The organism is Affinirhizobium helianthi (genome assembly GCF_042680945.1).
Lineage (GTDB): Bacteria > Pseudomonadota > Alphaproteobacteria > Rhizobiales > Rhizobiaceae > Neorhizobium > Neorhizobium helianthi.
This window is the reverse complement of the sequence record NZ_JBHUEQ010000003.1, coordinates 554,440-577,929: the sequence shown is the minus strand read 5'-3', so window position 1 is coordinate 577,929 and position 23,490 is coordinate 554,440. Positions and strand designations below refer to the sequence as shown.

General features: G+C 55.2%; 23 protein-coding genes and 1 tRNA gene. 17 read left to right on the top strand and 7 right to left on the bottom strand.

The window, feature by feature from the left end:
* Positions 1-300: 300 nt before the first annotated feature.
* The 4 genes from ACFSE1_RS03335 (at position 301) to ACFSE1_RS03320 (ending at position 2,936) form a co-directional block, all read left to right on the top strand.
* Entirely contained in the window at positions 301-774 is a 474-nt protein-coding gene (locus tag ACFSE1_RS03335) for a hypothetical protein (protein ID WP_377396520.1), read from the top strand.
* 483 nt (positions 775-1,257) lie between these two features.
* Positions 1,258-2,004 (top strand): helix-turn-helix transcriptional regulator, encoded by a 747-nt coding sequence (locus ACFSE1_RS03330; protein WP_377396518.1) that lies wholly within the window; start codon positions 1,258-1,260, stop codon positions 2,002-2,004.
* A gap of 70 nt (positions 2,005-2,074) precedes the next feature.
* Positions 2,075-2,758 carry an acyl-homoserine-lactone synthase gene (locus ACFSE1_RS03325; RefSeq protein ID WP_377396516.1) on the top strand — a complete coding sequence of 228 codons (684 nt, stop codon included), beginning with the start codon at positions 2,075-2,077 and terminating at the stop codon, positions 2,756-2,758.
* The gene (locus tag ACFSE1_RS03320; protein ID WP_377396513.1) at positions 2,751-2,936 is read left to right on the top strand and encodes a hypothetical protein; all 186 of its coding nucleotides are present in this window, start codon (positions 2,751-2,753) and stop codon (positions 2,934-2,936) included. The genes ACFSE1_RS03325 and ACFSE1_RS03320 overlap by 8 nt, the downstream gene beginning before the upstream one ends.
* A gap of 169 nt (positions 2,937-3,105) precedes the next feature.
* Here the strand turns inward: ACFSE1_RS03320 and ACFSE1_RS03315 are convergent, their stop codons facing one another.
* Complete coding sequence (locus tag ACFSE1_RS03315; protein WP_377396510.1) at positions 3,106-4,092, bottom strand: recombinase family protein; 987 nt, start codon at positions 4,090-4,092, stop codon at positions 3,106-3,108.
* A gap of 319 nt (positions 4,093-4,411) precedes the next feature.
* Between ACFSE1_RS03315 and ACFSE1_RS03310 the strand changes: the two genes are divergently transcribed.
* From ACFSE1_RS03310 to ACFSE1_RS03280, 7 genes are all read left to right on the top strand, one after another.
* Complete coding sequence (locus ACFSE1_RS03310; RefSeq protein WP_377396507.1) at positions 4,412-4,591, top strand: hypothetical protein; 180 nt, start codon at positions 4,412-4,414, stop codon at positions 4,589-4,591.
* Between the two features lie 37 nt (positions 4,592-4,628).
* Positions 4,629-5,267 carry a hypothetical protein gene (locus ACFSE1_RS03305; RefSeq protein WP_377396504.1) on the top strand — a complete coding sequence of 213 codons (639 nt, stop codon included), beginning with the start codon at positions 4,629-4,631 and terminating at the stop codon, positions 5,265-5,267.
* Between the two features lie 48 nt (positions 5,268-5,315).
* Entirely contained in the window at positions 5,316-7,556 is a 2,241-nt protein-coding gene (locus ACFSE1_RS03300; protein ID WP_377396501.1) for a Mu transposase C-terminal domain-containing protein, read from the top strand.
* Between the two features lie 2 nt (positions 7,557-7,558).
* Positions 7,559-8,545, top strand: coding sequence for a TniB family NTP-binding protein (locus ACFSE1_RS03295; protein ID WP_377396498.1), 987 nt, complete (start codon positions 7,559-7,561; stop codon positions 8,543-8,545).
* Positions 8,545-10,380: a TniQ family protein gene (locus ACFSE1_RS03290; RefSeq protein WP_377396495.1), complete on the top strand. Its 1,836-nt coding sequence runs from the start codon at positions 8,545-8,547 to the stop codon at positions 10,378-10,380. The genes ACFSE1_RS03295 and ACFSE1_RS03290 overlap by 1 nt, the downstream gene beginning before the upstream one ends.
* A gap of 950 nt (positions 10,381-11,330) precedes the next feature.
* Positions 11,331-11,406: transfer RNA gene (locus ACFSE1_RS03285), tRNA-Lys, on the top strand.
* Between the two features lie 1,016 nt (positions 11,407-12,422).
* Complete coding sequence (locus ACFSE1_RS03280) at positions 12,423-12,890, top strand: hypothetical protein (protein ID WP_377396492.1); 468 nt, start codon at positions 12,423-12,425, stop codon at positions 12,888-12,890.
* Between the two features lie 84 nt (positions 12,891-12,974).
* Here the strand turns inward: ACFSE1_RS03280 and ACFSE1_RS03275 are convergent, their stop codons facing one another.
* The 4 genes from ACFSE1_RS03275 to ACFSE1_RS03260 form a co-directional block, all read right to left on the bottom strand.
* On the bottom strand, positions 12,975-13,754 hold the full coding sequence (locus ACFSE1_RS03275) for an amino acid ABC transporter ATP-binding protein (protein WP_377396489.1): 780 nt from the start codon (positions 13,752-13,754) through the stop codon (positions 12,975-12,977).
* Between the two features lie 14 nt (positions 13,755-13,768).
* A complete protein-coding gene (locus tag ACFSE1_RS03270; RefSeq protein ID WP_377396486.1) occupies positions 13,769-14,923 on the bottom strand; it encodes an amino acid ABC transporter permease in 1,155 nt (384 codons plus the stop codon).
* A 1-nt stretch (position 14,924) separates the two neighbouring features.
* Positions 14,925-16,118, bottom strand: a complete 1,194-nt coding sequence (locus tag ACFSE1_RS03265; protein WP_377396483.1) for an amino acid ABC transporter permease — start codon at positions 16,116-16,118, stop codon at positions 14,925-14,927.
* A gap of 115 nt (positions 16,119-16,233) precedes the next feature.
* On the bottom strand, positions 16,234-17,256 hold the full coding sequence (locus tag ACFSE1_RS03260; RefSeq protein WP_377396480.1) for an amino acid ABC transporter substrate-binding protein: 1,023 nt from the start codon (positions 17,254-17,256) through the stop codon (positions 16,234-16,236).
* A 340-nt stretch (positions 17,257-17,596) separates the two neighbouring features.
* On the opposite strand from ACFSE1_RS03260, the gene ACFSE1_RS03255 reads away from it, so the two are divergent.
* Positions 17,597-18,787 (top strand): cystathionine beta-lyase, encoded by a 1,191-nt coding sequence (locus ACFSE1_RS03255; RefSeq protein WP_377396477.1) that lies wholly within the window; start codon positions 17,597-17,599, stop codon positions 18,785-18,787.
* Here ACFSE1_RS03255 and ACFSE1_RS03250 read toward each other — a convergent pair.
* Positions 18,784-19,959, bottom strand: coding sequence for an FAD-dependent monooxygenase (locus ACFSE1_RS03250; RefSeq protein ID WP_377396473.1), 1,176 nt, complete (start codon positions 19,957-19,959; stop codon positions 18,784-18,786). The two genes, ACFSE1_RS03255 and ACFSE1_RS03250, sit on opposite strands and share 4 nt — an antisense overlap.
* A 10-nt stretch (positions 19,960-19,969) precedes the next feature.
* Entirely contained in the window at positions 19,970-20,215 is a 246-nt protein-coding gene (locus tag ACFSE1_RS03245) for a zinc-finger domain-containing protein (RefSeq protein WP_377396470.1), read from the bottom strand.
* Between the two features lie 157 nt (positions 20,216-20,372).
* On the opposite strand from ACFSE1_RS03245, the gene ACFSE1_RS03240 reads away from it, so the two are divergent.
* From ACFSE1_RS03240 to clpS, 5 genes are all read left to right on the top strand, one after another.
* Positions 20,373-21,152 carry an alpha/beta fold hydrolase gene (locus ACFSE1_RS03240; protein WP_377396468.1) on the top strand — a complete coding sequence of 260 codons (780 nt, stop codon included), beginning with the start codon at positions 20,373-20,375 and terminating at the stop codon, positions 21,150-21,152.
* Between the two features lie 96 nt (positions 21,153-21,248).
* A complete protein-coding gene (cysE, locus tag ACFSE1_RS03235; protein WP_377396465.1) occupies positions 21,249-22,073 on the top strand; it encodes a serine O-acetyltransferase in 825 nt (274 codons plus the stop codon).
* 112 nt (positions 22,074-22,185) lie between these two features.
* Positions 22,186-22,389, top strand: a complete 204-nt coding sequence (locus ACFSE1_RS03230; protein WP_377396462.1) for a DUF3126 family protein — start codon at positions 22,186-22,188, stop codon at positions 22,387-22,389.
* 162 nt (positions 22,390-22,551) lie between these two features.
* Positions 22,552-22,899: a phasin family protein gene (locus ACFSE1_RS03225; RefSeq protein ID WP_377396459.1), complete on the top strand. Its 348-nt coding sequence runs from the start codon at positions 22,552-22,554 to the stop codon at positions 22,897-22,899.
* A gap of 233 nt (positions 22,900-23,132) precedes the next feature.
* Positions 23,133-23,486 carry an ATP-dependent Clp protease adapter ClpS gene (clpS, locus tag ACFSE1_RS03220; protein WP_377396456.1) on the top strand — a complete coding sequence of 118 codons (354 nt, stop codon included), beginning with the start codon at positions 23,133-23,135 and terminating at the stop codon, positions 23,484-23,486.
* Positions 23,487-23,490: the final 4 nt, after the last annotated feature.

Genomic DNA, 23,490 nt, shown 5'->3' with positions numbered 1-23,490 from the left:
CGCACAGAGACTGAAAATGGCCGCGTGAATTCTACCGCGGAGCCCCGTTGAAAATGGGGGGATTACCGAAACACTGCATCAGCATCGAAGTGCGTTTTGCTTGATCCATCGGCTTTAAGTTGAGCGCTGGCGCTATTACATGTTTGCAGCCACTGTTTTGGAAGGAGCCACATTGCTTTCACTGACGGACTTCATTGCTTACCTTCAGGGCGTAAAGCCTAAACTGGCCCGACCGCGATCCTTCAGGGCGGCATCCTCAACAAGGAAGAGCGGGGAAGCATCATCTATCGCAACGCCTACTTGGCAGACGACGTCCTACTTGTCGGCCCGGATGCGGCGGCCGCCATTTTGGCGGCATACCAGGCAGGCAAATTGTCCATGAACAAGGGGGCGGGTGTCGCCGAGGCCCCGCAGGCAGCTGAGTACGTCAATGACCAGGTCGTGAAGGAGCAATTCCGGGAGCGCCGGCGCAAGGAAGCCTGTTTGAGGGATATCTCTTTGGTGAAGGAACGCGATTTCACGGACAGCCGTCTGCTCGATAGAATCTTTTTCGCCCACGCTCCGAAAGGTACTATGAGGCTGACGCTGGATGGCATCGACGTCACGAAGGACGTCCATGGCTACCGAAGCAACAGTCGGAAGAACACTGGGTACGAGGTCACCTTCTACTGGACCGGATCGGACGGTCAGCAACGGAGCTGCGGGACGGGGAAGCCGCCAGAAGCGTTCAATCGTGCAAACGATCCGGAGAGAAACTGGGGATTTTATGAGTAGGCCGATTTACCGATCTGTAGGCACTACCAGCTGATTGATACGTTAGGGTATATGTGCCCTATCCTCGACGTTCAATCAGGTAGTTTTGCGATAGAATATCGCGACATGTGTATCGGCTAACCAGCGGCAAACACGATAAAACCAGCCACTGAGAGCAAGGCGCACACGCCCCAGAATATCGCCGTCTTCACACGTGTGGGGGGAGGGGAAGCATAATCGTTATCTGGACCCGGTGATTTGTCCCATCCACTTACCATGTTGACCCTGTTATTAAGTGTATAGAGATTTAATTATGCATAGATCGAAAACCCATAAGCATCTATGCATCTACAATTCCGTTGAGTAACATATGATTGTGCCAGTCGCATTTATTTTTTTGGGGTGCAATCCCAAGCGACGGACATGTAATTTAAAGATTGTAATCAGTTGTGTATTCTGCGTCGCCAGTTGTGAATTATCCGCTGTAGCGACGAAGGACGACCAATGATTCCGGAAGGCAGTGCTCAAGCCACCCATTTAATGTTTGATTACATCGTTTCGATGAAAACGGCTCAATCTTCATCCGAAGTTCTGGGTCATCTGCGTGATCTTTCGACTACGCTTGGTTTCGACAGCTTTGCAGTATCCGGCATCCCGTTAGCAAATGAGAATATTGCCCCCTACGTATTATTGAGCGGTTGGCGACAGGATTGGTTTGATCATTATGTGGCTGAGAACTACGTTCACATCGATCCCGTGATCCGACAGGCCAAACTGTCGGATGAAGCTTTCGTCTGGAGCGAAGTGATCGCGGGGCAGCAGCTAGGTCCTCGGGCCAGGAAGCTGATGAACGAAGCAGCTGACGTAGGCATGCGAGACGGATTTTGCGTCCCGCTCCACCTCTCTGGCGGGTTCCAAGCTCTGGTGACATTCTCCGGACAAAGCGTCGATCTTCCGATCGGACTTCAGAGTGTTCTACAGATTATAGCCATCTATGCCCATAACAGGCTTCGGTTTTTCATGCCTGCAATCAGACCTGATCGACAACGGCATGCGGCAAGCATCACCCAACATGAACTCGACGTCATTCGGTGGTGCGCGGAAGGTAAAACCAACTGGGAGATAGGAGCGATTCTGGGGCGCAGCGAAAAAACCGTCCAGCACGAGCTACATAACGCACAACTTAAACTTTCATGTGTCAATAGAGCGCAACTCGTTGCCGAGGCTTTTCGGGCTGGCCTCATTCGGTAAATAGGCGATTTTGCCTATCGTCTGCGATTTTGCGGCGTGCGAATAAACGCCAGCAGATGAGAGGGGCGACATGTTAACGTATATTCCAGGTTATATTTTTGAAGATCACCGTCTAAAAAAGGATGTACTCAAGTTTCGGCACCGACATTTCGTTGAACGGTTTGGTTGGGAAGCCTTACGAAAACCCGAACTCCTTGAAACAGATCAGTTCGATACCGATGAAGCAATCCATCTTGTCCTCATAAAGGAGGGCGTTATTCTCGGTTACAGCCGTCTTTTACTGACCATGCGTCCACATTTATTGTCTGACGTATATCCCGAGATTGCAGCGGGAAATCCTTACCCAATAGGACCTGCGATCTACGAATGGACACGCTGTGTGGCGGAGCCTGATACCAAGATTGCAGGTATCTCAACGTCCAACATCCTTCTAACCGGCGTGCTGGAATTCTGCCTGGTGAAAGGAATTGAGGCTCTGATCGTCGAAACCCATCCAAAACTCATGAATCTGCTGGTTTCCACTGGATGGGATGTGGAACCGTTCGCTGCACCATGCACATATGCTGAAAGCCTCGTTGTTCCGATATGTGCGAAGCCTTTGCATTCAGCCTTGGAAATTCACCATCGGCTGTACGGAATTGAAGGCTCTGTTCTCGATCTAAGTGCAGGCGACGAACTCATCATTGATCAGACATTGGCTATGGTCGACGTAATGTGCCCTGGACGTATCGCGTGGGGAACATCTCATGCTTGAGCAAAGTGGCAGCCAAGAGCCTCTCCTTGAAGTTATCGACAACGTCGACAGGCTCCTGAAACGGCTCAGTTTAGAAAATGAAGGAGAAAAGTTTTCATTCCTTATGTACCTGCTTGCGATGACCAAAGAGGAAGCCAGCAGCGCGATGGTCAACTACGGAACATCGTCACAGCACTAGCTTCGGGTTTGCTGCTTCACGGGGTAATTAAGTGAAGCTAGGATGTGGCGGCCAATGCACCAAATACTTGATTCATTATATCCGATGGATCAGCCGCTGTGGCCGTCCACGCTATCCTAGACCTGCAAAGTCCATCCGGTTGGACCCAGCGTCTGCATCACTCGGATGCTCACCTCGTTTGTAAATCATTATAAACAGCGTCAGGTCGCGCGCCTCCTGCCTTGAGCTTGGGTGACTGACTAGACTTGCATGCAAGCCGACGGGCGTGTGCGCCCTTCCTATTGGCTTGCTGTCGCTTGACCCTCTTCCACAACGCATCGGAGACGATACGTAGTTGCGGAATCTCCTGGATGATATGCTGCTCTGGCGAATTTAGCCGGGATACCCGGCGTTCGCTTACCGGGTTCTTTCGGTATGCGAGCCTATTGAACACCAAGCGACCTATGTACAACTCGTTGTTCAAAATTCCGGTTCCTCTTCGCCTGTGGCCCCGGATCGCCGTTCCTCTCCACGCTTGTCCGCGAGGGCCTGCTACACCCTTCGTATTGAGCCTGTCGGCGATTATGTCCGGACTAGAGCCCTTTGCATATTGTTTGAATATCCAAACAATGACATCGGCTTCATCGGGATTGATATCCCTCAGGCCTCGGATGGGCTCACCGTCTGCTCCAAGCACCTTTTTGATCGCGTAACCGTAGCAAATGCCGCCGGGCACTCGTCCCTTTTTCGCTACTGTCTTCATTCCTTCTCGTGTGCGATATCGGACCTGTTCCAGCATCTCACTGTTGAGGACGGCCCTGAGGCCAAGCTCCATTGATGACACCTGCGAGCTGCCATGAACGGTCCAGAGTTCGATTTCATGAAAGTGCAGCAGCTTCAGCACTTTCGCACTATGCTCGAGGTCGCGCGACAGGCGATCAAGGGTCAGGCAGAGAAGGACGTCGAATGCGCCTTCTCGCGCCCCCTTCAAGGCGGCCTGAAGACCCGGCCTTGTATCGAAGCTAGCGCCACTTACCCCCGCATCTACAAAGGTCTGATAAAGCGTCCAACCCCGCTCTTGTAAAAATGAGGTTCCTAAATCGATCTGTGTTTCGATGGACGCTGGGTTCTGCTGATCTGTTGAGTAACGCGCGTAAATAGCCACTCTCTTACACATTTAGTCCTCCCAAGACGATGGAGGTGAACGGTACCATGAACCGCGTGATCAGCTTTCGGCAGAAAACAGGCTAATGGGAGGGCAACTTTGAGGAAACAACAGTACTTGCGTTAACCATATCTGTGAAAGTGCACTATTCCGGCACGTTCGAGATTAAATTCTACCTTTACCGACAGAGACCGACACAATATAACGCCGGAACTGACGCAGGGAGCAATGCATGAACCGAATAGGCATACGCGCAAAGTAATCACACGGACGGAGGACCGTCTCGGTGACATGCGTATGTCGTGGTGGTGTCGAGCCGAAGGAGGGCTTCATGCATTTTGCACGTCAGGTTTCCAAACATATCTCGTTGCACAAGGCTGGTCTCGGGTTTCTGAGCATGCCCGCGATCAAACCACGCACCTTCGGTCATGCAAACCGTATGGGCGAGGGCGGCTCGGCTAATGACGGGGAAAGCGGAATAACACGGTATCGTCGTAGTTTCGACGACTGAGACCAAGTTCTGGAACGAACCTGTTGCCGAACTCGCAGTGCGCAAACCGCCGGCTACGCACGCCAAGACCCTGCGCGGCTTTTCGATCTTCAAGGAAACGGTGGTCTTTCACGAGAGTGATCTCGAACGCCGAGCCTCGAAGGTCATTCAGGTCCGCAAGGACGTGGAGGCCATCTACTCGCAGTTCCCAGTGCTTCTTTACCGTGACGCCGAGGGAGTTTGGCGCGAGCACATTTGCGACTTTTGTGTAGTTTTCCAGAACGGTGAGACCGTCGCTGTAGCAGTGAAGCACGCCCGAAAGTCGGATGTTATGGCGGACCTGCTGAAACGCATCAAAGCCGAAGGCTTCCTCAGGAAGAACCGAAACGGCTCCACGACCCGCGGCGCAGTCCATGACATTCGCCTGATGACTGAGCGCGAGGCGACTTACGGTGCCTACGAGAATGCAGAACGCATCATGCGCGCACGTCGCATGCGTGATGATGCGGACTATGATCGCGCCCTTGCGCTAGTCCAGAAATTCAGCGGCCGGTTTCGATTTGGCGAACTGCTGCGCGGCTGCGAAGATCGCGCCGCGCGTCGGGCCTCCATCTTTCTTCTGATCGACAATGGAATGTTGGTCCCCGAAACCCAGGGCCGGATCGATGATCTGACTCTGCTCGTGGTTCGTCGCTGAACACTCTCCCTCTTCCTAACTGAGCTGTGCCCTTGAAAGGAGCCCGCGATGCTGACTGCCCTTACTATGCCGAAAATCCTCGACCACGCCATCGTCAAGATGCGTCACGCCGATCGCTTCACTGAAGGCGAGGTCCACTGGAAACCGAAGAAGCGGGACGAAGACGGCTGGACCTTCAGCAACGAAGCCAACCCCAACGACGAACGATTCCTGTTGCACCGCGAAGTCTACTCCAAGCTCCTGAGCGGTGCCGTGAAAATTCGCCACGGCTACAACGCACCGGAAAACCAACGGCTGCGGGCGATCTTCGGCGAAGAGACGACAATCGACGACATCAAAGGAAAGCGGCGGCCCTTGGCCTTGTTTCGGGAGAAGCTCATCAAGCGATACGATCACGAATGCGTTGCGCTCGGCAAGAAGCCCCGCTGGTCGAAGGAAAAGTTTGACGCGAAGCTGCGCGCCTGGCGGAAGGAGATTATCTCCGAGATGCTGGGCCTCGATGACGAGGGCACGAACGAGGACGATCCGCGCGCCGACACGGTAATCGAGCTGCAGGCTTTCCCCACGCCTTCCATCAAGACGTTCCGTCGCGATTACAAGCGCTATCACGCCTGTGGTGCGGAGGTGCTCGGTATCGTCCACCGCCACCACGGTCCTGGACTTCATCTTAGGAAGGTGGATGCCGACTCGATGGCCTTTGCCCACAAGGAGGCGCTGAACTACATGACGGACCGAAAGCCGAGCATGGCACAGGTCTACCGCAACTACGTCGCCAAACTGGCAAAGGTGAACGCAGAGCGGATCACGCCGCTCCTCAAGGTCAAGAGGCATAAGTTCGAATCGATCATCTCGAAGTTCGACGCTTTCGATAAATGGGACGGCCGCCATGGCCGGGCCTCGGCTCTCAAGCGCTTCGGTATGGTCAAGCGCGGAATCAACGCGCTGGCGGTCGGAGAACGCATCGAAATCGACTTCTGGAACGTTGATCTCATGACCCTCTTTGTTGAGACGGGGATGTGGGACATCCTGCCGCCGGCGTACAAGGAAGCGGTCGCTGGAAAGCGAATCTGGTTCGTGGCAGCGATCGACGTGGCCACGCGGTACATCCTTGCCTTCAGAGCGAGCCTGAACCCCAATGCGGTTTCGGCGGCCGCGGCTATCCGCATGATCATGTCCGACAAGCGTCACATCTCCGATTTCGTCGGAGCCGAGACGCCTTGGATCGGATTGGTCCAGCCTCGTGACATCTTCAGCGACAACGGCACGGAGTTCGCCAACGAGGTGATGGAGAGCATCATGCGCGCCGCCAAGATCACCTTCAATCGCCCCCAGGCTGGAAATCCGAAGGCGCGCCCTTTTATCGAAAGCCTCTTCCATTCGATCGGCCCCCTGATCGCTGCGTACTTCACGGGAAGAACCTTTGGTTCCGTGGCTGAGAAGGGCGACTACATTCCCGAGCATCAGATCAGCCTGCAGGTGGACGAGATGATCCGTCTCTTCACCTTTGCAATCTGCGACATCTACCATAACAAGCCACATAGTGGGCTTGGCGGCGGCTCCCCGCACAATGCCTGGCGGCGAGCTGTTCAGGAAGACGGGATCGAATTCCCGAGCCAGGACCCTGAACAAATGCTCCACATCTTCGGTGTGAAGTTCAAGCGTCGCATCGGACAGTACGGCATCTCCTTCATGGGCATTCCTTACGGAAACGAAGAGCTGCATCGCCAGCGGACGAAGTACGGCCAGATGGAGTTCGAGATCAAGGTTGATCCCGAAAACCTGGAACACATTGCGGTGCGCGGCGACAAGGGTTGGTTTGTCGTCAGAAACCTGGTCGATATTGGTCCCGATCTTTCTCTGGCTGAATGGATCGTCGCGCGGCGCGATATCCGCGCGCAGCACGCGTCTGAGGCTGAGGCTGGTCTGGCGGCGATGAACCGCGCCATCAATCGTCTCCGTGAAACGGGAACGGCGGCGGCCGTTCGGGCCAATCTGACACCGCGCAACTTCACCGCAGAGCATTATCTGCTTGCCGAGGCCGAGCTGTTTGGAGCGTGGGAGGCCGTTCTGTCGGCCGACACGCCTAAGGTCACGCCGTCGTTTTCTCTTCCCGATGATCCTCTGCGGCAGGGTTCTGTCTCCGCATCCAGTGCCGTGCCGGCGTTCCACGAAGAGCGTGAGAAGGATGCGAGGAAAAAGAAGCGTGTGGACGCTGCCGCTGCCACGGCGAAGCCGCCTGAAGACACTGCAGCCTCCGAGCCTAACAACAATTACTACGAGGAGTACTGAGTATGGATACCTTGACCATCGGACTTGATAACGGCGGCGGCAAGAAGCCGGATGTTTACGACTACATCGAAAACCCGGGCGACAAGATGTTGACCGAGATGTTGCGGGAACTGATCGATAACGTCGAGCTCTGCCGTAGCGGAATCGGATCACGACGTCGCGCCCTCTTTTTGGTGGGAGGATCAGGCACTGGAAAATCGACGGCGTTGAAACACCATTTCCGTTTGATGCCCGAATTCCAGCCGCGGGTGAACGAGTATGGCGAGGAGGTACGGCCGCTCCTCAGCCTGGAAGCGCCTAAGCCCTGTGGGACGAAGGATTTCGCCGTGGCTATCCTGGATGCGATCGGAGTGCCGTCGAAGGCTAGACAGACCGAAGCCGAACTCTATGCGACCGTGAAAACCCAGTTCCGGGAGCGCGGGATCATCTATCTGCACGTCGACGAAGCTCAGCATCTCCGCCGTCACTCAAGTAGCCAAGCGATCCTTGATGTTCAAGACCGCATCAAGAGCCTGATGCAGATCGCTGACTGGCCGTTGCATATGATCTTCTCTGGCGTCCCGGACCTTGCCGATCTGCTGAAGGGCGGCGACGGTCAGGTGAAGAACCGGTCGTTGATCATGCGGTTCGTGCCTTTGAGCCTGCCCAACAACCGAGCGGACGTCCAACGCGTGCTTACAGATATCGTCGAAACCAGGTGCGGGTTGGTCCTCCCTGACGAACTCCTCACTGATGATTTCCTGGGGCGTCTGTGCTGGGCCAACAGCGGCAGCTTCGGTGAGATTGTCACGGCAGTCCAAGGAGCGTGCTTCCTGGCGATGAGCAAGGGCAAGGATACGGTCGACCGCCGCGCTTTCGCCTTCAACTACTCACGCACCAGCGGGTGTCTGCCGAACGACAACATCTACACGGCTGCCCGATGGAGTGAGATCGATCCCGCAAACTCTGTCGCCGATCTCTGGACCCCTGCAAAGAAGGGAAGCAAGTGATGGTCCTGCCTGTAACCCTCGAATACCACGCCGATGAGACTGCGATCGATTTCGTAGCACGTCTTGCCGCGGCAAATGGGTTCTCATCCTTGCGGTCGTTCCTTGGCCACACGGATGTCACGGCGAGGGCTATCGAGCAAGGTGATGCCGACGCCTTGGCTTTGGTCACCGAGTGGTCGGGTGTTTCGGTGTCGCGCCTTCAGACACTGGCGGTGGTGGCTTCCGGTGCCGGGGAAACCTGGCGAATGGGTCATGCTACCCTGAGCAAGGAGATGCGGCTCGGACGGAGGCACCGTCTCTGTGCACGGTGCGTCATGGAGGATAGGGAAAGGAGGTCGGGGCGTCATGTGTCCCGAGCCTATCGCCGCGCGTGGTGGAGTGTTCGGGGAATCGAAGGCTGCCACCTTCATGATTGCGCTTTGCTTGAGGTGTCGGTGGGTTCTGAGGATGACGTCCATGACTTCCCTCGGTTCGTGGAAGCCAACCTCGCACAAATTGAGGCTGCGGGTGCCGCTCCCCTCCCTAGCCGACAGCCTATGCTTGATCGATATCTGCGGGACCGGGTGTTCCTGGGTGCCGGAACCAGCTTCCTGGACGCGCTCCACGTGCACGTCGCGGCCGAATTCTCACGCTATCTCGGTGACGTGCTTGCCCTTCATCAGGTCCGTGAATGGATGTCGGAGGACACCGATCTGCGTGAGTGGGGATTCTGTCTCGCAATGAAAGGTGAAAATGAAATTCGGCGCGCTATTGCGCAGGTGATTGATCGTGATCGTCCTATGGCAAAGTACGTGGGACAGGTGTTGGGTCCTATGGCCCACTGGCTCCGTCGAAACCTTTCCAAGGACGCTTATCAGCCGATCGTGGACCTCATGCAGGATATCCTCGTGCGCAATATGCCGTTTGGGGAAGGTCAGACCATCCTCAAACCTGTCGAAGTCCGCTACTTGCATAGCGTGACCTCTGCGCATGCTGAGTATGGTCTTACCCACAACCGTATCAGAGCCTTACTGAAGGCGAACGATCCTGATTTTCGTGACGGCTTCTCTGACGCATGCACATACTTCGATGCGGCCGTGTTACGGCCCATTCTCCTCGCGGCCCGTGAGACGGTGAATAGTAGGGAGGCCGGAGACCTCTTGGGCGTCAGCGAAGAAATGGTGCATGGCCTCTTGAGCGTAGGCATCCTGACTCAAGTTGAGAGGCGTGCCGACGGAGAGCGGGCATTTGCACGAATCGAAATGAGAGCGGTGGACGCTCTGATTCAATCTCTGGCAAACAGATCGGCAGTTGCAGTCTGCACGAATGGGTTTACGTCGCTTGCTTCGGCGGCTTCTGTTTTCCGACAGCCGTTCAAGCAACTCGTAGGAATGGTATTGGACGGAAGTGTCGAGGCCTTCATCGAGCATGGCGACAGACCGATCTTCGAACGGGTGTACCTTGCTTCACCGACCCCATCGTCCGAGGAGGCGCGCAAAGAGCAAAGAAAAGGCAGCCCCTTCGCTGGCGGCGACGGCGATCTGATGCGACTGAAGGAGGCCGAACTCGCGCTTGGTACCACGACCATCACTGTCGCTGAGCTCATTAGGCGCGGATATCTCACTGTGAAAACTGTTCGTCGGGACACTGGGCGAGTAGTAAAGTTCATTGAGAGGACGTCGCTTGAGGACTTCAAAGTGACCCATGCATCGCTGTCCGAGATCGCGAAGTCTCGCCAAGGATATAGGGCGGCTATCAAAGCGGAATTGGATTCTGCCGGCGTCGCCCCGATCTTCGAACCAGAGGGTTTCATCGCGCGCTTCTACCGGAGGACGGACCTTACCCGGTCCAGGTAGCCTCGTACCCAATTCGGGTAGACTTCAGCTTTTAACCCGCTTCTGCGGGTTTTTTAGTGCCTATGCCCAGAAGGTGCCCACATCAAACGCCGCGATATGCCCACGTCATTTTGGAGGCCCCGAAAAAAGCGCAGTCTTTTCAATGAGCCATATGCGAAGATGGACAAACCATCACCGCGTAATCATCTGGTGTCACTGCCGTGAAGATGGACCTCCGCTCCTGTGACCGCAGCATTGGTCTTGCCATCCGCAGGTCCGCTATCGAGGTATGAACTGCTCTAAGGTTCTGTCAGCGGCAGGTGCTCTGGGAAACAGCTCAAATGTGACTTCCAGGCGGCCATCAATGTACACGTTGCCTCCGTTATGCCAGATGCAAAGGACACGGTCTCCGCAGCTCGGACTGGAACGTCGGAGGAGGCATTTTCGCTGGCACGGGAAAAGGAGGGCGGCACTATGATTGCGTCGCCAAACTCGGGATGCTCACCCGCCGGGTTACACCTGTCCATTCTCCGCCGCCACACACGGTTTTGCAGAGTGATCTGCTCTTGACCAATGAGTTCCGTGCTTCGGATTGCTCGAGTGGGCCTTTTCTGTTCTGACCAATGACATAGAACTATGCTGACATGCGTGTTTTTGTACCGCACCCGTCACCATGGAATGCAATTGAAGAAGCGGCTGTCACCAATAACGCCAATAGCTTGATCGGATGATTCATCCGCCGGTTTGCCTCTCCGCTCTCTGTGAAGTCTCAATGTGAAGGGCCAGGCAATCCGTTTATCGGCCAATGGCGTCGATACATTTGATGACTTTAGGGGAGCGCAGGAGGGAAGCCAGCCTTGCCTATTTTACTCTGTTGAAAGTCTGATATTTTTTGCTTTTCGCGACTTGACCGCGGGCAGGCATCTGAATATGTTCCGCCCACTTTCAAAGGCGCGACGCGCTGCCTGAGGGAGAGCGTAGCTCAGCCGGTAGAGCAACTGACTTTTAATCAGTAGGTCCAGGGTTCGAATCCCTGCGCTCTCACCACTTTCGCAAATTCTTATCCGGATTTTTGAAGCCCCATTGGTTGGGTCGTTAGTTTCGACCATGTGTGGCCAGGTGCACGCACGGTCTGCGTAGCTGCATGGATGTATAGAGGGTCCATCAAAAGTGCTTAGGCGGTTTTGCGCCCGGACTGCACAGCAATAAAAGCTCGAACATTTCAGCTGCCCAGTCCGAAAATGCGCTGGTCTGCTGACGTTGGCGATCTCTTTAGCCCGGACGTGAATACTTGAAGCGCGTAACCAGCCTCACCGTGTGGTCAGGCTGGATCTCGTAGAGTTCGGAATAGCGATCTCCGAACTGGTCTCTCACCTCATAGCTGAAAGAACTCCCGACCCGTCCATTTACAATGGGAGAGCGACCGCCATAGGTTAAGCTCGATGGAAAGGGTTCGATCGCTGAGGATGTTGAGCAGCCGCTCTGCCCAGCACACAACAAGATCGCTGTTCCTATAAGCCACATCCGGGGGTAAGCTACCGTCATCTGCTGTATTCCTTGCTCCCGCAGTCGAGATAGAAGATGCGATTTTGCAGCCGGCTGACAAGCTATGCCGCAATGCTCTGGCGATGATTTTGGGCACGGGAGTTGGCGGTCCCCGCGGCTCGCAACTGTTGCGACGATTGTAGCTGTGGTGCTGCTTTCAAGCCTTTAAGGGGCATGAATACAGACAAGAATCTTCCTCAGCGCTCATGTTTCTGTTTCAGCCCTGTTAGTTCGATCAACATATTTTGTTCATCTGCGGTTCAGGTTTGTCCCTTCTCGGCCATTTTGGTGCGGTAGGTGCAGAGTGAATAGATGTTTTGATTCGAAAGGAGAGCGTGATGCGGGTCCTCCCTCTCATTCTCGCCGGATCTCTCGGCATATTTTTAGCGTCAACTGCATGCGCAGATGAACCCGCTTTGATTTGGGCGCCCAGCAAGCTTTCGGATACGGCATACAACGCACGGCTCGGTTTGCGCATTCCAGGCTATGACTATGCGTCCACAGGTGTGGATATAGGCGTGCAGTCCAAGGTAAAGGGCGGACCGGCCGAGGCGCCTGTTAAGGTATGGGGGAAGCTAAAGGCCGCGTCCCTGCGCACCCCTGACTATCAGTTGAACCGCGACGTCAGTCTGGACATGAATGCTTTGACAGGCGGGGGTACGGCGCGGATGAGCCTTTCATCGAAGCGAATTCTCAACTCGGATCTTGATCTTGAGCTGGAAAGGAGCATCGCGCTTTCCTACGGCGGCATTCACGGCAGTTGGGGGGATTTGAACGCTATGCAGAGCATTCGCTGGTCTAACCCGGCTTGGGGAAGTGCTGTGCTGATCAATGCCGGGAGTGTGGATAGCCTGAGCCATGTCACAACGGGAGTGGCGATAGAGCAGAAGATCGGAAAGAGGCTGAAAGTGACCGGGCGTCTGGATTCCATCACCGGCCCAGCGCCAAGGCCTGCGGTCAACGCTCGCTATTCGATCCGCTGGTAGAGGCGCGAGAGGCATACAGAACTGAAGCCGTGACCATTTGACTTGTAGAGACAAGGAGGGGCGCCGTAGCGCCCCTCTGTCGGTTTAGTGCAGGATTTGGCTCAGGAAGAGCTTGGTGCGCTCGTGCTGCGGGTTGTCGAAGAATTCCGCAGGTGAATTCTGCTCGACGATCTGCCCTTGGTCCATGAAAATGACTCTGTTGGCGACCTGACGGGCGAAACCCATTTCATGTGTTACGCACAGCATGGTCATGCCTTCTTCGGCAAGACTCACCATGGTGTCGAGAACTTCCTTCACCATTTCCGGGTCGAGTGCTGAGGTTGGCTCGTCGAAGAGCATGATCTTTGGCTTCATGCACAGCGACCGGGCGATCGCCACACGCTGCTGCTGACCGCCGGAAAGCTGTCCTGGATATTTGTTCGCCTGCTCAGGGATCTTGACGCGCTCGAGATAGTGCATCGCGATCTCCTCAGCCTGCTTCTTGGGCATCTTGCGAACCCAGATTGGAGCAAGAGTGCAGTTTTCCAGGATGGTCAGGTGGGGGAAGAGGTTGAAGTGCTGGAAGACCATGCCGACTTCGCGGCGGACTTCATCAATCTTCTTCAAATCGTTCGTCAACTCGATGCCATCGACAACGATTTGACCCGTTTGATGCTCTTCCAGACGGTTGATGCAGCGGATCATTGTTGATTTACCAGATCCGGATGGTCCGGCGATAACAATGCGTTCGCCTCTCATGACCTTGAGGTTGACGTCACGCAGAACGTGAAAATCGCCATACCATTTGTTCATATTGGTAATTTCAATAGCGACATCGGTCTGGGATACCGTCATGGCGCTGTTGTTTGCCTTTTGAGCGGACATAGAAAATTCCCTTCTTATCGCTTGTGACCGGTGTCGAGATGACGCTCCATGAAGAGCGAATAACGAGACATCCCGAAGCAGAAAATCCAGAACACGAAGCCTGCGAATACATAGCCGGTTACAGGTGTGACAGGAGTTGCCCAGTTGGGGTCGGCCTGGTTCAGGTTCACAATACCCAAGAGATCGAACATGCCGATGATCGACACCAGCGAGGTGTCCTTGAACAGTCCGATGAAGGTATTCACAATACCAGGAATGACCAGCTTGAGGGCCTGGGGCAGAATGACAAGACGCATTTTCTGCCAGTAGCTGAGGCCGAGCGAATCTGCGCCTTCATATTGACCGCGAGGCATAGCTTGCAAGCCGCCGCGGATGACTTCCGCCATATAGGCGGAGGAGAAGATTGAGACGCCGATCAAGGCACGCAGCAACTTGTCGAAGGTCCAGCCGTCCGGCAGGAACAGCGGCAGCATGACGCTTGCGAAGAAAAGAACGGTGATCAACGGAATGCCGCGAACGACTTCGATGAAAAGCACGCACAACATTTTGATGACCGGCAGATTCGAGCGTCGGCCCAAGGCCAGCAAGATACCGATCGGCAGCGAAACCGTTATGCCGAAGAACGACAGCACCAGTGTCACCATGAGGCCGCCCCAGAGCTGCGTTTCGACCGTTGGAAGGCCAAAACCGCCTGTAAGCAGGAAGAAGGAGATAACTGGAAGCACCACGAAGAGTGCAAGTGCGTTCAAGCCTTTCGCCGGTGCCTTCGGAATCAGCATCGGGATCAGCAGGATGGTAAACATGACCATGACCAGAATCGGCCGCCACCGTTCATCCAGCGGATAACGTCCGAAGATGAACTGCTGGAATTTGGCGGACACGAAGGCCCAGCACGCGCCTGACTGTCCGTCGGGCAGCGCACCACCCTGTGCAACGGTCAAGCAAGCTGTACGATCGCTTCCCGTCCACACAGCGTCAATGAAAAGCCACTGAATGATGCTGGGGATAGAGAAGGCCAGAAGGGCAATCGCCAGAATTGTCATGACGACATCTTTTGGCGTCGCGAACAGATTGACGCGCAGCCAATGGATGATGCCCTTCTCACTCGAAGGTGCCTCACGCGCCGCAGTCATTTGCTGGCGCACATACGTAAAATCGGTGTTCGACATCTTATCTCTCCACCAGCGCCATTTTTGCGTTGAACCAGTTCATGAAGAGGGCCGTCGTAATCGAAAGCGACAGGTAGATTACAAGCCAGATCGCAACGATTTCTACCGCCTGTCCAGTCTGGTTAAGCATCGTGCCGCCCACTGCGACGACGTCCGCATAACCCACGGCAACGGCGAGCGACGAGTTCTTCGTGAGGTTCAGGAACTGGCTCGTCAGCGGTGGAATGATGAGCCGCATGGCCTGAGGAATGATGATCAGCCTGGTCGTGATGTTGGAACGCAGACCAAGAGCATTCGCGGCCTCTGTCTGGCCCTTCGGTACAGCTTTGATACCGCCACGCACGATTTCTGCAATAAACGACGCTGTATAGAAGGAGAGGGCAAGATAGAGTGAAATGAACTCAGGTGCGACGACCGAACCGCCCGTCAAGTTGAAACGGCTTGCGACCGGATACTCAAAGGTCATCGGTGCGCCGAGTGCCAGGAATGTCACAAGCGGCAACAGCACAATAAGACCAAAGCCAACCCAGCCGGAAGGAAACTGCTGTCCAGTTTGTGCCTGTCTGCTTCTGGCCCAGCGGGAAATAATGATTGCCGCGACAACTGCAATCAAAAATGCCAAGCCGACAAGCCAGGTCCCTTCACCCCAGATGGCCTTCGGAAAGAAGAGACCACGGTTGTTCAGGTAGGAGCCGAACGGTAGCTCCATCGATTCCCTAGCTTGTGGAAGGATGGTGATGACACCCTTATACCAGAAGAAGATGACGAGAAGCGGTGGAATGTTTCTGAAAAGCTCGACGTAGGCTTGCGCGATCTTTGCGATAAGCCAGTTACGGGACAGACGTGCAATACCAACCAAGAACCCAATAATCGTGGCAGTAATGACGCCAGCAATGGCGACCTGCAGGGTATTCAGCAGGCCAACGAGTAGTGCGCGCGCATAAGTTGAATCGCTGGAATACTCGATAGAACGCTGACCGATATCGAAGCCGGCGCGGCCCTGCAAGAAGCCAAAACCAGATGCAATATTTGCCCTTTGAAGATTGTGGATCGTGTTCTGCGTCACGATCCATACGAACAGCACTACCAATGCTGCTGTTACTACTTGATAAAAAATTCCGCGCGCTTGCGGGTCGTATATCAGCGAAGAAAGCGTCTTACGAGGCTTCCCCGGGCTGAGCGCGTCGCCTGCCATGGGCACTTTCCCTCTCACATGCTCTTTTGAGCGTTTTTTTGCCCTTCCGGGTTTTGTTTATGCTGAAGGCGGAGATGACCCCGCCTTCAATATCTTCATAGATGAATTTTATGTATTAGCGTGCTGGTGGAGCATACTGCAGGCCGCCCTTGGTCCACAGTGCGTTCAGGCCGCGCTGAATTTTGAGAGGCGTGTTCGGGCCGACGTTGCGGTCAAACACTTCGCCGTAGTTACCGACCAGCTTTACAACATTGTAAGCCCACTCATTGGTCAGACCAAGGTCCGTGCCAAGCTTCGTACCTTCTTCCGAGCCGAGCAGACGCTTCACGTCCGGGCTGCCGTTGGTCTTCATCTCATCGACGTTCTTGGAGTTCACGCCAAATTCTTCAGCGTTGACCATTGCATAGTGAACCCAGGAGACCACATCGAACCACTGGTCATCGCCCTGGCGAACGGCCGGGCCAAGCGGCTCCTTGGAGATGACTTCCGGCAGAACTTCGTTCTCATCCGGGTTCTTCATCTTCAGACGAATGGCATAGAGGCCGGACTGGTCGGTCGTGTAGACGTCGCAACGGCCGGAATCGTAGGCACCAGTCGCGTCAGCTTCCTTTTCGAAGACGACCGGGTTGTACTGCAGATTGTTTGCCTTGAAGTAGTCAGCCAGGTTGAGCTCGGTGGTGGTGCCCTGCTGAACGCAAACGGCTGCGCCGGACAGTTCAAGAGCCGACTTCACGTTCAGAGCCTTCTTCACGATGAAGCCCTGGCCGTCATAGTAGTTTACGGTGCGGAAGTTGAAGCCGAGCGAGGTGTCGCGGCTCAGTGTCCACGTCGTGTTACGGGTCAGAACATCGATTTCGCCGGACTGGAGCGCTGGGAAGCGGTCCTTTGCGGAGAGGGCGACAACTTTGTACTTGGAAGCGTCACCGAAGACAGCTGCTGCGATGCCGCGGCAGTAATCAACGTCGATACCGGTCCATTCGCCCTTGTCGTTCGGGTTGGAGAAGCCCGGAATGCCGCCGCTGACGCCGCAGGTTACAAAGCCCTTCGCTTTTACATCGTCAAGCGTGGCAGCGGATGCAGCCGAGGCGGCGCCAAGGACTGCCGCGCCGATCGCGGCTGACAGGATCGTCTTTTTCATTTTCCCAACCTTTGTCTGTTTGTTTTTTAGAATAGAATACTCACCATGCGTGATTTTCATGGTGAGTTGCTCGTAAGGCCTCCCGAAACGAGCCGGGCTTATCACAGTCGCAAATCTTCGCGCCGGTCAAGACTTGCCTTTTATATTAGCGCCCAAAATTCGACAAATTTCGGTGCGTTGATGATATATAAGGCAGGGTGTGCAATTTTGGGCAGCCCCGATTGTGCGTGAGGTCTGTTTTTGGCCAGTTGATGCATAGCTTGCTTAAGCGTTTTGGCATCCTGATGATCCGTGATAGCACCGCTTTGAATCGCGATCTTCACGCAGGAACCTTCAGCAAATGAAAAAAAAGACCTCTGGTCACTCTGCTCTTGGTGAGAACACACGGCTCGCACATCTGGGCCATGACCCCGGCAGCTTTCACGGATTTGTAAACCCGCCGATCACGCGCGGTTCGACCGTACTTTTTCCTGACTCCCATACGATGGCGACGCGCGGACAGAAGTATAGCTATGGTACGCGGGGAACGCCGACGACCGACGCCTTGTGCGAGGCGCTTGATGAGTTGGAAGGATCGGCAGGCACCATTCTGGTGCCGTCAGGGCTAGCGGCCATTACGGTGCCATTTCTGGCCTATCTCTCCGCAGGTGATCACGCCCTGGTCGTTGATTCCGTTTACGGCCCCTGCCGCGAATTTTGCAATACAACCTTGAAGCGGCTGGGCGTGACAGTCGACTATTACGATCCGGCTATCGGTGCGGGGCTCGAGGCATTGATCCGTCCGAACACAAGGCTTGTTCATACGGAGGCGCCAGGCTCCAACACCTTTGAGATGCAGGATATTCGCCTCGTCTCCGACATCGCTCATAGGCATGGCTGCGTCGTGACGATGGATAATACGTGGGCTACGCCACTTTATTTTCGTCCACTGGATCATGGCGTGGATGTTTCCATGCATGCCACGACGAAGTATCCCTCCGGCCATTCTGATATCATCATGGGATCGGTATCGGCCAATGCAGAACATTGGCCAAGACTGAGGCAGGCGCAACTTTCGCTTGGCATTTGTGGAGCGCCAGAAGATTCATACCTCGTCCTGCGCGGTTTGCGCACAATGGGCGTGCGATTGGCTCATCACCAGAAGAGTGCGCTGGAAGTTGCCCAATGGCTGGAAGGTTTGGAGGCTGTCGACCGGGTCATGCATCCGGCGCTGGAAAGCTTTCCGGGACACGCGCTCTGGAAGCGGGATTTTCGCGGCTCCAGTGGTATCTTTTCTTTCGTTTTGAAGGTTGACGGTAAAGAGCGCTTCAAGGCAAAGGCCCATGCTTTTCTGGACGCTTTGAGCCTCTTTGGTCTGGGTTATTCTTGGGGTGGGTATGAAAGCCTGGCGCTTCATGTGGATTTGAGTGATCGAACCATTTGCAAGGCACCTGAAACTGGTCCGGTTATTCGATTGCAGATCGGTCTTGAGGACGTTGCCGATCTGAAGCACGATCTGGAGGCCGGTTTCACCGCAGCCGCCGCAGTTTAACGGTCTTCCGATTGGAATTCGTGGCCGTAAAGCCAATCAAGATCCGCCGCGAGTGATTGCGGCGGACGAAGGGCCAGGATCAGATCACGGGCCACACGCAATGGGCCTCTTGCATGATAGGCTAAGCGGTTAAAGTCACCCCGGCGTCTCACCATGGATGCGCGCCGCTTGCGTGAGGCTTCGTAAGCGTGAAGGGCCGAAGGCAGGTCGTTGGCGGAGGCAATCCATTCGGCCAGCTCATAAGCGTCTTCAATGGCCATGGCCGCGCCTTGGGCCGCAAACGGCATCATGGCATGCGCAGCATCTCCCACCAGAACGGTGGATTGTCCATCCTGCCATGCTCCATCGCTGACCTGATAAAGAGGCCAGAATCGTGGATCCTCCCGGCGGCGGAGCATCTCCGTGATTTCGCTGTTCCAGCCGGAAAATTGTTGCAGCAGAAGCCGTTTTTGCTCGGCAGAGGCATGAGCATCCCAGGTATTACCGGGATTGATCCCGGCGGCGATGGCCACGATGTTGAATGCTTCCACTTCCGCCAAGGGATAGGCCACCATATGGGTGGATGGCCCCAGGAAGGCTGTCACGCTCTTTGGATTGAGGAAGGCAGGGCTTTCCCTGAAGGAAAGAGTGAAGCGCCAGGCTACGTTTCCTGAGAAATCCGGCTCCGGTGCATTTGCTATGGTGTTTCTGATGCTGGACCATACGCCGTCTGCGCCAATTATGAGGTCCGGAGCGACTCCGGTCAGCGCCTCGATCCGCACTTTATCGGCATGCTCCAGTCTGCGTCCGAGGCGTATCTGGCAGTTGGGGTTGTTTGCAACGGCATTGGCCAGGACTTTTTGCAGTGTCGAGCGGTGCAGCACACCATAAGGTGCCTGCCAGCGTTGCCTCGCACTCTGCCCCAGTGGAAGCGATGCCAGCTTGCGAAGGTCACGGCCGGAAACCATCTCAACCGAGACCGGCTCTGTCCACACTTCTTCCAGATCAGCCAGAACGCCAAGCCTGGAAAGGACCCGTGAGGCGTTGGGTGAAAGCTGTAAGCCTGCACCCACCTCTGCGAGGTAGGACGCCTGCTCAATGATTTGAACCTGTATTCCCCGCCGCGCCAGCGCAAGCGCAGCGGTGAGCCCCGCCATGCCGGCGCCGATAATCGCTGCGGTTTTTATGGTCATGAGTGCGCTATTAGGCGGCCTTCACGTGGAAGACACAGCCGGGAGGATTGGTTTCCTCTGCCTTGAGGGAGGCATTGTAGCGATAGAGCGTGGAACAGTAGGAGCAGACCTTTTCGTTGTCGTCGCCCATATCGATGTAGATGTGGGGATGGTCGAAGGGTACGTTTGCGCCGGTGCACATGAATTCCTTGACGCCGACTTCAATCAGGCGATGCCCACCGTCGTTCTGGAAATGAGGGATACCGTGACCGGCCATGGAAATTCTCCAATTGCTTTGTTATGGCGCGACATTACTCATGCCGCTGCGGAATGTGTAGAGGTCCGGCGCTTTCGCCAAACGAAAAAACGCAAATTCCACCGTGGAATGATGCCGCACCTTGACCTATGTTTCGCCCGCAATAGGAAGTTTTTCGATGAATCTCAATACGCCTGAATTTTCGCGCTTTACGCATGATGGCTTGTCGCTGGCCTATTTTGATGCCGGTGAAACCACAGGTGAGCCGGTTCTGCTGATCCACGGCTTTGCTTCAAGCGCAAACGTGAACTGGGTGCATCCGGGCTGGCTGAAAACGCTGGGTGATGCCGGTTACCGTGTAATCGCGATCGATAATCGTGGTCACGGTGCCAGTGACAAGCCGATGGAGGTGGATGCCTATCGGCCCTGGGTTATGGCAGATGATGCCATCGCTCTGCTCGATCACCTGGAGGTGGAGACGGCCCATTTCATGGGCTACTCAATGGGGGCGCGCATTTCCACTTTTGCGGCACTGAAGCATCATGCCCGCATGCGGTCGCTGGTCCTGGGCGGGCTGGGAATTGGCATGACCGATGGGGTGGGGGACTGGGACCCGATTGCAGACGCCCTGCTTGCAGAAGACCCTGAAGCCATTACCCACGCCCGCGGCCGGATGTTTCGGGCATTCGCCGACCAGACGCGCAGCAACCGGACGGCGCTTGCTGCCTGCATCCGTGGTTCGCGCGACCTTGTGGCAAGAGAGGCTATGGCATCCATAGAGCTTCCCACATTGATTGGCGTCGGAACCAAGGACGATATTGCCGGCTCTCCGCAGGAACTGGCAGCTTTGATGCCAAATGCGCGGGCACTCGACATTCCCAATCGCGACCACATGCTTGCCGTGGGTGACAAGGTATTCAAGACGGCAGTCCTGGATTTCTACCGGGAGCTTGGTTGAATACACCGCTGGCCGTCCGGGAGATTTTTGGGCGGTCATTGGTGTTTCACCAATTCTGTTCTATATCTTGAGTTCGTCGAGCAAGAGGATACCGCCATGGTGGCACGCAGTGATATTCGAGTTCAGGAGCCCTTTGCTGCGGTCGATCCTATCTGGGATAGTCTGCGACAGGAGGCGAGAGCCGGGGCAGAGCGAGATCCGGTGCTTGCCGCCTTTCTTTACTCCACGGTTCTGAACCACAGATCTCTGGAAGACTGCGTGATACACCGCATCTGCGAGCGGCTCGATCATCCCGATATGCAGGCTGTTCTGTTGCGCCAGACCTTCGAGGAAATGTTGCTCGACTGGCCGGAATGGAGTGCCATTTTGCGGGTGGATATTCAGGCCTATTACGATCGTGATCCGGCCTGCACCCGTTTCCTGGAGCCTGTTCTCTATTTCAAGGGCTTCCATGCCATTCAGACGCACCGGCTTGCACACTGGTTGATGAAAAAGGATCGGCGGGATTTTGCGCTTTATCTGCAAAGCCGATCCTCAAGCGTCTTTCAGACCGATATCAACCCGGCAGCTCGCATCGGCAAGGGCATCTTCCTGGATCACGCGACGGGGTTGGTCGTCGGCGAAACGGCGGTTATCGGTGATAACGTATCGATCCTTCATGGCGTTACGCTCGGTGGGACTGGGAAGGAAGGCGCTGATCGCCATCCGAAAATCAGTCACGGCGTTTTGATCGGGGCAGGGGCCAAGATCCTCGGCAACATTGAGGTTGGCCATTGCTCGCGGGTGGCCGCAGGTTCGGTGGTGCTGAAATCCGTGCCGCATAATTCTACGGTGGCTGGCGTTCCGGCCAAGGTTGTAGGCGAAGCCGGGTGCACAGAGCCCTCGCGCCTGATGAACCAGATGATTGCCAGTGAGGATTGAGCATCCGGCCCCTTCGCTCCGATTGCGTGGGGGAGAATGGCGGAAGCGCCTTTACTTTCGCCGCTATCCCGTGCCAAAAGCCGCGAACCATAAAGAAGACGGAGAAACACCGGTGAAAGCTGAAGAAATCAAGAAACTGGACGCCTATTTCAAGCGTGTGTTCAATCCGACAATGAGCGTTAAGGCGCGCCCTCGGAAGGACGATTCCGCAGAAGTCTATGCTGGCGATGAGTTTCTTGGCGTTGTCTACGTAGACGATGAAGACGACGAGCGCTCGTACAACTTCTCGATGGCCATTCTGGATGTCGATCTCTGATACAGTCGAGATAGTGCGAATGAGGCGGACCTTGCGGTTCGCCTTTTTTGTTTGCGCAACACCCTGAAATTAAAGTGGCTTCGCATCTGCGAATAAAACCCGCTTGACTTTCGCAGTGCGAAATAATTCTATCAGGAATTGAATACACTCAGGAGGTGGAGAATGTTCAATCTTGATGATGCAAACCGCAAGACCAAGGAAGTGCTGGACGGTATGTTGAAGAACTATTCCGATGTGGCAAAGGGCCTTCAGGCTATTGCAACTGAAAATACGGACTACTCCCGCAAGGTCTTTCAGGACTTCACGGCGCATATGGAGCGCCTGATGGGCGTTCGCAACATCGAAAGCGCGCTTGAGTTGCAGACGGGCTATGCCAAGTCTTCCTATGAAGGCTTCGTGGCGCAGAGCACGCGTCTTGGCGAATTGTACACGGATCTTGGCAAGACGGTTACCAAGCCGTTCGAGGCTGCAGTTGTACAATCCACGGCATTGGTTAAGCGTTCCGCCTGATAGGCAGCTTGATGTTTCTATTGAGGCCGTCTGCATCCGCGGGCGGCTTTTTCTATTGCGACATGTTCCGGGCAAGCCTGTTTTGCGATGCTGATCCATCGCTTCGAGCAATAGTGATTGCGTACGGCAGCGAGGGGCTTAAAATCGCTTCCTGACGAACTAAATAGAAGTGACTGATGTTCGAGCCATGCGGACGATGAAGGAAGCGGTCGGACAATGGGGAATGATGAAAGATGATCGCGAAGCCGATCTTGATGCAAGATGAAAAGAGTGACGATGGTGACCAGGCCAATCGCGGCACGTCGGTCATAACCCGTACGAAGCCGAAGACGAAACGCCCGAATCTCTATCGCGTTCTTTTGTTGAATGACGACTACACGCCGATGGATTTCGTCATCCATATTCTGGAGCGTTTTTTCCAGAAGGACCGTGAAGCGGCCACTCGCATCATGCTGCACGTTCACAATCATGGTGTGGGCGAATGTGGCGTCTTTACATACGAGGTGGCTGAGACCAAGGTAAGCCAAGTCATGGATTTTGCCCGCCAGCACCAGCACCCGCTGCAATGTGTCATGGAAAAGAAGTGAGGAA